The organism is Streptomyces sp. B8-7 (assembly GCF_058833805.1).
The window spans coordinates 1,231,793-1,243,792 of record NZ_JBYRRL010000002.1; the positions used below are offsets into that span (position 1 = coordinate 1,231,793).

Below are 12,000 nucleotides of genomic sequence, written 5' to 3' on the forward strand. Positions count from 1 at the left end.
CCGTAGACCCACAGCGAGGAGAGGCCCATGTGCCTGGCGGTACCCGGCAGAGTGCTGGACATCGAGGAACGCGACGGCACGCGCATGGCCAGCGTCGACTTCGGCGGGGTGGTCAAGGAGGTGTGCCTGGAGTACCTGCCGGACCTCCGGGTCGGCGAGTACGCCGTCGTCCACGTCGGGTTCGCGCTCCAGCGGCTGGACGAGGAGTCGGCGCAGCGGACCCTGGAACTCTTCGCCGAACTCGGCATGCTCCAGGAGGAGTTCGGCGACCCCTGGGAGACGGCCGCGGCGGAGGCCGGTCTGCGGCCCGCAGACCCGGGGGCGACCGGGGCGCCGGGCGGGACCGTGCGGGTGCCTCGGACGGAGACGGCGCAGACGGCGCAGACGGCGGAAGGAGTGCGCAACCCGTGAAGTACATCGACGAGTTCCAGGACCCGGAGCTGGCCCGTCGGCTCCTCGACGACATCCATGCCTCGGTGACCCGGCCGTGGGCGCTGATGGAGGTGTGCGGCGGCCAGACCCACAGCATCATCCGGCACGGTCTCGACCAGCTCCTGCCGGACCAGGTCGAGTTGATCCACGGGCCGGGCTGCCCGGTCTGCGTGACCCCGCTGGAGGTCATCGACAAGGCCCTGGAGATCGCCTCCCGGCCGGAGGTGATCTTCTGTTCGTTCGGCGACATGCTGCGCGTGCCCGGCACCGGACGGGACCTGTTCCAGGTGCGGGGAGAGGGCGGCGACGTACGCGTGGTGTACTCCCCGCTCGACGCGCTGCGGATCGCCCGGCAGAACCCCGGCCGCGAGGTCGTGTTCTTCGGGATCGGCTTCGAGACCACCGCGCCCCCCAACGCCATGACGGTCCATCAGGCACGGCGGCTGGGCATCCGCAACTTCAGCATGCTCGTCTCCCACGTCCGGGTCCCGCCCGCCATCGAGGCCGTCATGTCGTCGCCGCGCTGCCGGGTGCAGGGCTTCCTCGCGGCCGGTCACGTCTGCAGCGTGATGGGCGTCGCGGAGTACCCGCGGCTCGCCGAACGGTTCGGCGTGCCGATCGTGGTGACCGGATTCGAGCCGCTCGACATCCTGGAGGGCGTCCGCCGGACCGTGCGCCAGCTGGAACGCGGAGAGCACACCGTCGACAACGCCTACGCCCGTGCGGTCCGGCCCGAGGGCAACCCGGCCGCCCGCGCCATGCTGGAGGACGTCTTCGAGGTCACCGACCGCGCCTGGCGCGGCATCGGCGTGATCCCCGACAGCGGCTGGCGCCTGTCGCCGAAGTACCGCGACCACGACGCCGAGCACCGCTTCTCCGTCGACGGCATCCGCACCGAGGAGCCCGCCGCCTGCCGCAGCGGCGAGGTCCTGCAGGGTCTGCTCAAGCCGCACGAGTGCGAGGCGTTCGGCACCCTGTGCACCCCGCGCACCCCGCTGGGCGCCACCATGGTCTCCAGCGAGGGCGCCTGCGCGGCGTACTACCTGTACCGGCGGCTGGACCTCCAGGCCGCCACGTCCCGGGAGGCGGCCCCCGTTGTCTGACACCACCGAACTGCCCCCGGCGGCCCTGGACGTCGAGGGCTGGACCTGCCCGGCCCCGCTGCGCGACCGGCCCCGCGTCGTCATGGGCCACGGCGGCGGCGGAGCCCTCTCCGCCGAACTGGTCGAGCAGGTCTTCGCCCCCGCCTACGGCGGCGAGCTGCTCGCCGGCCTCGGCGACGCGGCCGTCCTCACCCTGGGCGGGGCGCGCCTGGCGTTCTCCACCGACTCCTACGTCGTGCGGCCGCTGTTCTTCCCCGGCGGCAGCATCGGCGACCTCGCGGTCAACGGCACGGTCAACGACCTCGCGATGAGCGGGGCCCGCGCCGCCTACCTCTCCTGCGGGTTCATCCTGGAGGAAGGGGTCGAGCTGGAGACCGTCGGCCGGGTCGCCGAGGCGCTCGGGGCGGCCGCGCGCACCGCCGGTGTGGAGGTGGCGACCGGGGACACCAAGGTCGTGGAGGCCGGCCACGGCGACGGGATCTACCTCAACACCGCGGGTGTCGGGCTGGTTCCGGCGGGTGTCGACCTGCGCCCGCAGCGGGTCGTGCCCGGCGACGTGGTGATCGTCAGCGGTGCCGTCGGGGTGCACGGGGTGGCGGTCATGAGCGTGCGGGAGGGCCTGGAGTTCGACGTGCGGATCGAGAGCGACTGCGCGGCGCTGGGCGGCCTCGTGGAGGCCATGCTCGCGGTCACACCGGACCTGCACGTACTGCGCGACCCCACCCGCGGCGGCCTGGCGGCCTCCCTCAACGAGATCGCGGCCGCCTCCGGGACGGGTGTGGTGATCCGGGAGCGCGACGTCCCCGTCCCGCCCGCCGTGGCGAACGCCTGTGCCATCCTCGGCCTGGACCCCATGTACATCGCCAACGAGGGCAAGCTGGTGGCGTTCGTCCCGCGCGAGCACGCCGACGCGGTCCTGGCGGCGATGCGGGCCCACCCGCTGGGGGCGGACGCCGCCGTCATCGGCGAGGCCGTCGAGGACCACCCCGGCATGGTCGTGGCCCGGACCGGGCTGGGCGGCACCCGGGTGGTCGACCTCCCGGTCGGGGAGCAGCTGCCGAGGATCTGCTGAGGAGCGGCCCCGGATCTCCCGGGGCGCGCGGCCCGGCGCCCGAGGTGCCGGGCGGCCGCAGCCCGGACGCGGCGAGGCCCGCCGCCTGCCCGGACCGGTCGGGCAGGCCGGTCCGTCCGGCGAGGTGGTCGGTGGGGAAGGGGCGCAGGAGCGCGGACACGGCGGCCCCCGGGCCGGCGTCCTCGCGGACCTCGCCCCGGCCCCGGGCCCGCCGCAGCACCTCCCGCAGCAGTGCGCGGCGGAGCCGGCCCGTCGTCAGGCACCGGCGCGGGCGTTCTGGATGTGGAAGTTGAAGTCGGTGTGGCCGAGGGCGCCCCACAGGCGCAGCCAGACGGGCAGCAGCATCTCGGTGCCGCGTGCGGTGCTGATGTCCCCGAGGTCGATCACGCTGCCCTCGGGCCAGCCGAACGAGCCCAGCAGTCCGGCCACCAGCCTCCTGGCGCCGTCGTCGTCGCCGGAGACGAACACGTTGTGCGGACCGGGGACGCGGGACGGCTCCACCATGATCGCGGCGTTCATGGTGTTGAGCGTCTTGACGACCTTGGTGTCGGGGAAGGCACGCTGGATCTGCTCGGCGAGGCTGTCGGTGTTGACCGGGTCCAGCGACGGCGGCAGGCCGGCGGAGAAGTCCAGCGGGTTGGCGATGTCGATGAGCACCTTGCCGGCCAGGTGGTCGCGGCCGGCCGCCTCCAGCGCCCGGAGGGAGGCGCCGCCCGCCGTCGCGTTCACCACCACCTCGCCGTGGGCGGCTGCCTGCGCGTACGGCAGCAGCCGCACCTGCGGGTGCCGCTCCAGCCAGCGGACGTAGGGCGGCCGGCCCTGCGCGCCGGGCTCGGTGCGCGCCAGGGTGGCCTCGGGGTCGCGGGTGCCGGTGGCGACGTCGTGGCCGAGGGAGACGAGCTTGGCGGCGATGGTCTCGCCGACGGTTCCGGTGCCGAGGACTGCATAGCGCATGGGAGGGCGAGGTCCTTTCGGGTGGGCGGGTGCGGGTGCGGGTGCGGGTGCGGGTGCGGGGCGATCGGCGCGGGGCCGTGCCTCACCGGAACCGAACCGGGCGGTTCGGTGTCTGTGCCACGGGCCGCCCGGAGGCGGTCGTCGCGGGAGGGACCGCGGTCCCGCTCCGTGCACCCGGCGGCCCGTGGACGCGGGGGTCCACGGGCCGCCGGAGGGGGAGGCGCGGTCACCGGAGAGCGGATCGCGCTCCCCGGGCGGCCGCGGTCACAGGTGCTGGGGCGGTCCCAGCAGGGGGGTGCGCACCGGGGCCGCGAGGCCGACGAACACGACCATCTCGTGGCCGCCGGGGTTGGTCTGCACCGGCACGTCCCGCCAGTTGTTGGCCAGCCACACATTGCCGGACGGGTCGATCTGCACGCCGGTGTTCCGCTCCAGCCCGTCACTGGGGTAGCCGGTGCCGGCGGGGGAGATGGGGTCGCCCGTGCGGAGTCCGGGCGGGCAGGCGGACAGCCGGGCGCCGCACAGGTTGGCCACCCGGTGGCCGCCGAAGTTGGCCACCCACACGGTGTCGTTGCCGTCCACGGCGACACCCCAGGGCAGGAACAGACCGTCGTTGACGAAGGGTTCGGCGGGGGTGCTGCCGTCGGGCCGCACCATCGTCACCGAGGCGTCGACGTGCCGGGTGACGATGTCGGCGACGGCCTCGGCGACCATGGCGGGCGTGGTGCCCTCGCACGGAGCGACGACCGCGCCCCCGTTGGCGACCCAGACGTTGCCCAGGCTGTCCGAGGCGACGCCCATGGGGCGCTTGATGCCGCCGCCGCTCACCGTGCGCAGGGGCCGGCCCTGCGGGGACAGCATCATGACGTTGTCGCTGCCGTTGCCGGTCACCCAGGCCCGGCCCCGGGTGTCCACGGTGACGTCGAAGGGCTTCACCAGGGAGTCCTTGCCGGGGGCGATGTTGCGGGCCCGGCGCGGGTCGCCGTCCGGGATGCGGGTCACGCTGCGGCCGCCGCAGTTGGCGACCCAGACGTTGCCCTCGCGGTCGGAGAGGGCGCCCTGCGGCTGGACGATGTCGCCGTAGCGCCAGCCGGCGGGCGGGGAGAGGGGCCGGCCCTCGGGTGTGAACTCCGAGACGCTGCGGTACAGGCGGCTGGCGTCGAGCGGGCAACCGATGCCCTGGAAGCCGAAGTTGGCCGCCCAGACGTGGCCCCTGGGGTCGATGGCGGTGCCGAAGCCCACCCCGTACAGGCCGCCGCCGCGGTACGGGGCGCCGGGCACGTCCCGGCCGTCGGGGGTCAGCCGGGACAGCAGGCGCGATCCGCAGACGGACTGCCGGGGGTCGTCGTTGAACCGGTAGTTGTTGCCGATCCAGGCGGTGCCCTCCTTGTCGAAGGCGACGTTGCCCGGCCCGTCCAGCTCGTGTCCGTTGCCCACGTAGCGCAGGGCGAGCGTCCAGGCGTCGGGGGCCTCGGCCAGCCGCGGCCGGTACAGGGTGCGCCCGTCGGCGAGGCCGAACAGTCCGGCGGCGTTGTTGCCGGGCAGCCTGGCGATGTCGGCGACGGCCTGGAAGGTCTCGCGGGGGGCCGGCCGGCCGGGGTGCCCGGCCAGCTCGAACAGGGAGCCGCAGGTCTGCCCGGCGGTGCAGCCCGACAGCACGTCGGCGAGCGTGTTGAAGGCGCGCAGGGTGGACGTCCGGTCCCCGTTGGGCGCGGTGGCGAGCAGCTTCGCCACTCGGCCGGTCTCGACGTCCGCGAGGTTGTGCGAGACGGCCGCGGCGTTCTGCAGGCCGGGCCGGCGGCCGGACACCTCCCCGCCCTTGGTGAACTGCGCCATCGCGAAGCCCGCGGCGACCGTGGTCCGCTCGTTCAGCACCACCTTGCCGGGCCGGTCGCCGGTGCCGAGCATCGCGACGAGCCGTACCGGCCGCACCCGGTGCCCGGCCCGGGAGTGCCCGTGGCCGTGCGGCCCGGTGTCCGCGGTGACGTACAGCACGGCGTCCGGGTCGTCGGGGGCGTGGTAGGCGAGGTCGAACCGGCCGTCGGCGTCGGCGCGGGTGCGGGCCAGTGGACGGGCCCCGGTCTCCTTGCCGTCCCCGGCCTGGAGCAGGGTGACCTCGGCTCCGCCGAGTGGGCGGCTGCCGCTGCGTACGACGCCGCGCTGGTGCTGCTGGTCGTGACCGGGCGGCGACGCCCCGGTCGCCTGCGGATACGAGGCGCCCACGGCCAGGGAGGCCATCACGGCGGTGAGCAGGGCAGCGCTACGACGACGCACGGGAACTCCGTTTTCTGTGGCGTGAGAGGCAGGACGCCGACCGGGCCGCTCACCCGGCGTGTCCTGCCCTGGAGCGACGCGCCACACGATGCCACCGGGCCCGCGCCGGGGGATTCCGCCGGGCTGACGTGGCGTCACCGTCACTCGTTCAGACGGCCGAAAACCCACGCCCGTACGCTGCCGGTCGGCGACGTGCGGTCAGCGCGGGGCAGCCCGCCGCCGTGCCCGTGCCGTGCCCGTGCCGTGCCGTGCCGTGCCCGTGCCGTGCCGTGCCCGTGCCGTGCCCGTGCCGTGCCCGTGCCGTGCCCGTGCCGTGCCCGTGCCCGTGGGGCAGGAGGGGCACGGTCACGAAGCCGGGCCGGGGAGCCGGGTCAGGGGGGCGTGGGCCAGGGCGCCGGGAAGGACCCCTCGGGTCTGCGTCCTCAGGGAGAGCCGGAGCCGGATCAGGGTGCCCCCGCCGTCGGCGCGGTGCACGTCCAGTTGCCCGCAGCCCGTTCCCGGGGCCTCCCTCAGGTCCGCCGGAGGCACGGCGGGCCGGAGCCGGGCGTGGCCGGGCTCCAGGACGGCCGCGCAGCCCAACGGCCCGTCGCTGACGGCGATCGTGCAGTCGGCTCCGCGTACGGCGACGAGGATGTGGTGGTGCGGACCGCGCGGCGCCTGCGCGAGCAGGTGGGAGGCGGCGGCGTGCACCAGGTGGGACGCCTCGCCGACGGCGGCGGGCGGGGCGCCGAGCGCGGCCAGCGCGGCCCGCACCAGCCCCGCGCCGAGCACGGCGCCGGTCCGCCGGGCGGGCAGCTCCGCGGTCCAGGTGAGGTCCATGTCTGTCACCGTCCGCGGCGCGGCGACGAGGGGTGCGCCCCGGGCGGACCGAGCCCGGCGGCTGGGCGGCGGCCGGGGGAGGGGGCCGTCCGGTGCGGAGCGGAGTTCGCCGGGGAACACGGCTGCATGGCACGTCCTGGTGCTCGGCACTGCACGTCCGCCGGGGTCTGGGGCGGTCCTTGAGTCCGTACGGAGAGGAACTGGTGCCGCGGCCGGCGGGTCATGGCGGCGGGCCCGGCACGGGGCAGCGTACCCACCCGGCGTCCACGTCCAAGCGGGAGCGGGGACGAAGGAACGGGCGTTCGAACACTTCGAGCAGCGGGCGGCGTGCCGGCCGGCCCTACTCCGTGCCGGGGGAGAAGTCGAGGGTGCCGTCCAGCACCTGACGGGCGACATCGCTGAGCGGCCGGGCGGTGGCGAAGGCGTGCGCGCGCAGGCGGGCGAAGGCGTCGTCGAGGCTGGTGCCGGTCTGGGCGGCGGCCATCCCGGTGGCCTGGTGGATGTGCAGGCTGTCCGGCGGGAGGGGCATGGTCTGCGGGGCGGTCAGGAGCTGGTCCGCGGCAAAGGAGGCGAGGAGCAGGGCGTCGGCGTCCTGCGGCGGTGTCAGCGGGCCGGGAGTGCGGCGGTAGAGGGCGAGGGTGCCGAGGCGGACGGCACCGACGTGCAGGGGGTGGACGGTGACGGCGGCGAGTCCGGCGCTGTGGGCGAGCGGGGTGAACAGCGGCCAGCGCCGGGCGTGGACGGGGTGGGCGAGGTCGGTGGCGGCGACGGCGGCGCGGGTGTGCAGGGCGTCGGCGCAGGGGCCCTCGCCGGTGGTGGTCTGGAGGTCCTCGGCCGCGGTGGCGAGCGGGCCGGTGGTGTGGAGGGCCGCGCGGTGCAGGCCGTGCGCGAGCTGGAGCGCCGCCTCGTCGACGCCGCAGACGAGTGCGGCCACGTGGCAGACGGCGGCGGGGCCGGGCCGGTGGGGCGCGGCGTGTTCGGCGAGCAGCCGCTCCAGCCGGGCCGCTCTGGGGGTCATGGGGATGCCGCCGTTCCTGCCTACAGGTTCCGTGCCGCGTGTACCGAGCGCGACGGTCCGGCCCGGGGCGCGATGCACCGGCCCGGGGTGCCGTCCGTTCACTGTGCCAGGAACACGGTCGTGACACGTGGGACTTGCGGGCCCGAAGAAGGGGCCGAACGGCCCTCGTGCGGGCCCGGGCGCGGGAGGCGAAGCCCGCGGGAGCGTCCCGGGCCGTCCTCATGTCGTCTGCGCGCGCGCCGTGACAGCGTCCACCACCTCTCGTTGAGAGGCGTGTGAAGGTGATGAGTGCCGGAGGACGGGGCGGGGAACCGCCGGCCGCGGTCGACGGCCCGGCGGCCGCAGCGGCAGCCGCCTCCCGCCTCGTCACGCCGTCGGATCGACAGCGAAGGCTCAACGCATGGCATCCAACCCCCCGTCCGGGGCGTCCTCGGCCATCCGGCACGACAGGGTCCGCAGGGTCGGTGCTCACCCGGCGGCAGGCCAGAGACACAGAAGGAGAGCGAACCTCATGGAGCACCTGGTGGAGGCGGAGGTCCTCATGGACCTCCTGGCACCCGACGACCACGCCCGCCGCATCCCGGTACGGTTGCGCTACGACGGCTGCGACCCGCTGGCGGTGCAGCTCACGTTCACCCTTCCCGGCGACACGCCCGTCAGCTGGTACGTGGCACGCGACCTGCTCCTCGCGGGAGCGGAACGCCCGTGCGGCGAAGGCGACGTACGGGTGTACCCGGTGGGAACGGGCGAGCACGCCGCGGTCGCCGTCCATGTCCGCGTGTGCCAGGACGAGGCGGTGTTCCGGTGTTCCGCACCCGCCCTCCTCGCCTTCCTCGACCGGACCGGCAGGATCGTCGAGGTCGGCCGCGAACACCTCCACTCCTGTTTCGAGCGGCACCTGGACGACGAACTGGGGGACATCGTCCGGAGCCATCTGTGATCAGGCGGCCGTACCCGCGAGGGACGGTTCCCCGGCGACCCGCCGGACACCCGCCCCACCCCGCTGACCTCTGACGCCCACCCCCTCGCTGTCGGACCTCCAGACCCCGGGCGCGACAGCGTCCCCTCGCCCATGCCTGAAGGTGTCCGGCGCCCTGACGCGTCAGTCCACTTTGCCCGTCGCGCGGCGCCGTGCCGCCGCGTCCCCGCCGGGACCCGTGCCGTTGCCTCCCGCCTCCCGCCCGCTCCACCCGTGTGCCCGGCCCGCCGGGGATCCGCCCGCACGCGGCCCGGTCCGGCCCCCGCCCGTGCCGCACCGCCCCAGGGACGCCGCAGGCAGGTCGAACTGACGGCCCGACAACCGTTCGGTACCGTTCGGTCTGTGCGCAGGGGGACCTCCGGACCCGGCGCCGGGCCCCGGTCGGCCCCAGTGCCGAAACCTTCCGCCCGGCCACTCTGGTACGGGAGGTCGAACGACATGAACCCGCGTACCAGATCGAACAACACCCCCCTCACCGGAGCCTCCGGGCGCGACGCGGCGAGGGCGGCCGAGGCGTTCCCGCACGCGCTGGCCGACGCCTCCTGCGAGGAACAGGAGCAACTCGCCCTGCGCTCGGCGCACCTGCGGCACCTCGTCACCGAGCTCGCGGCACCCCGGGAGCCCGGGATCGATGCGCTGTGCCGGGTCGCCGTGAACGTCTGCGAGGTGGACTGCAGCGCGGTCCTCGTCGGCCGCGGCGAGACCCGGGGGGCCCTGCACACGACGGACGACATGGCGTCGTCGATGGAGGACCTCCAGGTCACCGTCGGCGAGGGGCCCTGTGTCGACGCCTGGGAGACCCGGGGGCCGGTGTTCACCCCGGACCTCGACGAACCGGAGCTGCTCGACCGGTGGCCGGGTTTCGCCCCGCTCGCCCGGAGCGCCGGCGTGCGCGCCGTGTTCGCGTTTCCGCTCCAGGTGGGCGCCGTACGGCTGGGCACCTTCTCCCTGTACCGCCGGCAGCCCGGCGGCCTGGGACAGGACGAGGCACGGGACGCGCTGCTGCTCACCGCCGTGGCGGTGGACCGGCTGCTCGCCCTTTCCGAGGACACCGACGCCCACGAAGGGCGGGCGCTCGGCCTGGGAGAGGACAGCCTGAAGATCTACCAGGCCACCGGGATGGTGGCGGCCCAGCTCGGGAGGGGGGTGGAGGAGGCCTTCGCGCGCCTGCGCGGCGTCGCCTTCAGCGAAGGACTGCCCCTGTCCACGGTGGCCGCCCAGGTCCTGGACGGCACGGTGGAACTGACGCCGCCGCGAGGACCCGAGGGCAGCTGTCCGGCCGTCGGCGACGAACTCGGGGAGCGGTGAGGAGGGTTCGTCATGTCCCACGAAGAAGCACTCATCAACGCGTTCGTAGAACTGGCCGACACCCTCGTGGAGGACTTCGACGTCATCGAGTTCCTCAACCGGCTCGCCGGGCACAGCGTGGACCTGCTGGACGTGGACGCGGCCGGCATCCTGCTGACCAACCCCCAGGGCAGGCTCCACCTGATCGCCGCCTCCAGCGAACAGGCCAGACTCCTGGAGCTTCTGCAACTGCAGGGCTATCAGGGGCCGTGCGTGGCCTGCTACACGGAGCGGCGGCGGGTCGACTACGACGACGCCGACCCCGCAGCACCGGTCGACGACCTGCCCTGGCCGAGATTCGCCAAAGCGGCCCGGCAGGAGGGGTTCCACAGCGTGTGCGCCCTGCCGATGCGACACAAGGGGCAGGTCATCGGCGCACTGAACCTGTTCCGTGCCGAGCCCGGCATCCTCGACGACCGCAACGCCATGCTGGGCCAGGCCCTGGCCGACATCGCCACCATCGGCATCCTCCAGGAACGGGCCTCCCGCCAGCGCGAGATCCTCGCTCAGCAGCTCCAGCACGCGCTGGACAGCCGCGTCATCATCGAACAGGCCAAGGGGTTCCTCGCGCACCGGCTCCAGGTGTCCCTCGACGACGCGTTCAACGCCCTGCGCGCCCTGGCCCGCAACAGCAACCGCAAGCTGGTCGACGTGGCCCTCCAGGTGGTCACCACACCGGGGGCGATCGTGCCCGGGCACTCGATAGCAGACCGGGCGAGGAAGGAGAAATGAACGGACGCCGGTTCACCCGAACCGGCGCCCGCCGCGTTTCGGGCAGAGATCACCCGCAAGGCGGAGAAACGTACACCCTTCCTGTTGCGGCCGTTCCTCCCGTACGGCGGACCGGCCAGGGGTAACGTGACCGGAGAGACGGGCTTCACCCAGGTGACCAGCCCGTCAGGTGCCGCTCCAGACCCCGGCGGACGTACAGCGACAGGCAGTGCCGCGGCAGGAAGCGCCATGCACCTTCACACCGTACGAACCGTCCACCCCGACCACACCCTCGTCTCCCTCTACGGCGAGGCCGACGTCCTCACCGCCCCGCTCGTGCGCCGGGCTCTGGGCCAGGCACTGCGCGGCGCCGACGGCCGCCGGGTCGTGGCCGACCTGTGCGGCATCGGCTTCATCGACAGCAGCGGTGCCGCGCCGCTGGTCCAGGCCGACCAGGTCCTGCACGCGCAGGGCAAGCGTCTGTGGCTCGCCTGTCTCTCCCCGCGGACCGGGCGCATGCTGCGCGGCATCAGACTCGCGGGCTTCTTTCCCGTCCTGCCCGCGACCGTCCCGCTCCCGCGCTGCGCGGCCTACGACGGTCATGCGGCTTGGGCCCTCCGCCCCGCGGGAGCGGCGCCGGGCCGGACGGCCGGCTCCGGGCCGTCGGCACGCGGAGGTCCGCCCCGTCCACCCGGGGTGGCGGTGACGGACGCCGACACGGGGTAGCCGCGACGGAAGCGCTGCCTCCGGCCGAGCCCGGAACCGGTCCCGGCCCGTCGCCGATGCGGGCCGGGACGGCCTCTCAGCCGGCCGCCGTGACTCCGTCACCCGGCGGAGCCGGCTTCGGTCCGCGCCGGGGGCCCACGCGGCGGTGCCGTCACCGGGACCGGGCGGAGCCGATGCCGATCCGCGCCGGACTCCCGGGCGCGGTCCGGGGCCGGGGCACCCGCCGGCGGGCGAGGAACCGCACGCGCGGCGGTGGCGCGGGGAGCGGGCGCACCGAACTGCCCGGTCCTCGGTCCTCGGGCCCGGCGCCCCGGTGTGAGCGCTCCGCTCAGTGCGAGCGCTCCGCCGCGCGGCACACCGGGCAGGTCAGACGGCGGGCCGGACGGTCGTGGACGACCTTGCCGGGGTTGACGGCGTCGCGGAGCTGGACGTGTTCGGCGCGGACGTGGTCGGTGCAGACGCCGGCGCCGCACAGGTGGCACACGGCCACGGCGGGCGCCTCCTTGCCGGCCTCGGCGCATTCGTAGCAGTTCATCGCACGGACCTCCCGGCGGGCGGGGCCGCC

At 74.9% G+C, this 12,000-nt stretch carries 12 protein-coding genes; 7 read left to right on the forward strand and 5 right to left on the reverse strand.

Features of this window, described 5'->3' with window-relative positions:
* Window positions 1-27: 27 nt before the first annotated feature.
* Genes AC5K6T_RS13955 through hypE form a run of 3 tightly spaced genes read left to right on the forward strand, consistent with a single transcriptional unit; the run spans window position 28 to window position 2,607 of the window.
* Complete coding sequence (locus tag AC5K6T_RS13955) at window positions 28-411, forward strand: HypC/HybG/HupF family hydrogenase formation chaperone (RefSeq protein WP_493208844.1); 384 nt, start codon at window positions 28-30, stop codon at window positions 409-411.
* On the forward strand, window positions 408-1,535 hold the full coding sequence (gene hypD, locus AC5K6T_RS13960) for a hydrogenase formation protein HypD (protein ID WP_493208845.1): 1,128 nt from the start codon (window positions 408-410) through the stop codon (window positions 1,533-1,535). Before AC5K6T_RS13955 ends, hypD begins: the two co-directional genes overlap by 4 nt.
* Window positions 1,528-2,607, forward strand: coding sequence for a hydrogenase expression/formation protein HypE (hypE, locus tag AC5K6T_RS13965; RefSeq protein ID WP_493208847.1), 1,080 nt, complete (start codon window positions 1,528-1,530; stop codon window positions 2,605-2,607). The genes hypD and hypE overlap by 8 nt, the downstream gene beginning before the upstream one ends.
* A 255-nt stretch (window positions 2,608-2,862) precedes the next feature.
* On the opposite strand, the gene AC5K6T_RS13970 is transcribed toward hypE, so the two are convergent.
* From AC5K6T_RS13970 to AC5K6T_RS13985, 4 genes are all read right to left on the reverse strand, one after another.
* Window positions 2,863-3,561 carry an NADPH-dependent F420 reductase gene (locus AC5K6T_RS13970; RefSeq protein WP_493208849.1) on the reverse strand — a complete coding sequence of 233 codons (699 nt, stop codon included), beginning with the start codon at window positions 3,559-3,561 and terminating at the stop codon, window positions 2,863-2,865.
* Between the two features lie 264 nt (window positions 3,562-3,825).
* Window positions 3,826-5,835 carry an NHL repeat-containing protein gene (locus AC5K6T_RS13975; RefSeq protein WP_493208851.1) on the reverse strand — a complete coding sequence of 670 codons (2,010 nt, stop codon included), beginning with the start codon at window positions 5,833-5,835 and terminating at the stop codon, window positions 3,826-3,828.
* A 345-nt stretch (window positions 5,836-6,180) separates the two neighbouring features.
* Window positions 6,181-6,654, reverse strand: coding sequence for a hypothetical protein (locus AC5K6T_RS13980; RefSeq protein ID WP_493208852.1), 474 nt, complete (start codon window positions 6,652-6,654; stop codon window positions 6,181-6,183).
* A 340-nt stretch (window positions 6,655-6,994) separates the two neighbouring features.
* Entirely contained in the window at window positions 6,995-7,672 is a 678-nt protein-coding gene (locus tag AC5K6T_RS13985) for a GAF and ANTAR domain-containing protein (RefSeq protein ID WP_493208854.1), read from the reverse strand.
* Window positions 7,673-8,183: 511 nt separating this feature from the next.
* On the opposite strand from AC5K6T_RS13985, the gene AC5K6T_RS13990 reads away from it, so the two are divergent.
* The 4 genes from AC5K6T_RS13990 to AC5K6T_RS14005 all read left to right on the forward strand — a co-directional run bounded on the left by AC5K6T_RS13990 (window position 8,184) and on the right by AC5K6T_RS14005 (window position 11,435).
* Entirely contained in the window at window positions 8,184-8,612 is a 429-nt protein-coding gene (locus AC5K6T_RS13990; RefSeq protein ID WP_493208856.1) for an SsgA family sporulation/cell division regulator, read from the forward strand.
* 477 nt (window positions 8,613-9,089) lie between these two features.
* Window positions 9,090-9,959 (forward strand): GAF and ANTAR domain-containing protein, encoded by an 870-nt coding sequence (locus AC5K6T_RS13995; protein ID WP_493208857.1) that lies wholly within the window; start codon window positions 9,090-9,092, stop codon window positions 9,957-9,959.
* Between the two features lie 12 nt (window positions 9,960-9,971).
* Window positions 9,972-10,730, forward strand: coding sequence for an ANTAR domain-containing protein (locus tag AC5K6T_RS14000; protein WP_493208859.1), 759 nt, complete (start codon window positions 9,972-9,974; stop codon window positions 10,728-10,730).
* A 228-nt stretch (window positions 10,731-10,958) separates the two neighbouring features.
* Complete coding sequence (locus AC5K6T_RS14005; RefSeq protein ID WP_493208860.1) at window positions 10,959-11,435, forward strand: STAS domain-containing protein; 477 nt, start codon at window positions 10,959-10,961, stop codon at window positions 11,433-11,435.
* 328 nt (window positions 11,436-11,763) lie between these two features.
* On the opposite strand, the gene AC5K6T_RS14010 is transcribed toward AC5K6T_RS14005, so the two are convergent.
* Window positions 11,764-11,970, reverse strand: coding sequence for a DUF2180 family protein (locus tag AC5K6T_RS14010; RefSeq protein WP_493208862.1), 207 nt, complete (start codon window positions 11,968-11,970; stop codon window positions 11,764-11,766).
* Window positions 11,971-12,000: the final 30 nt, after the last annotated feature.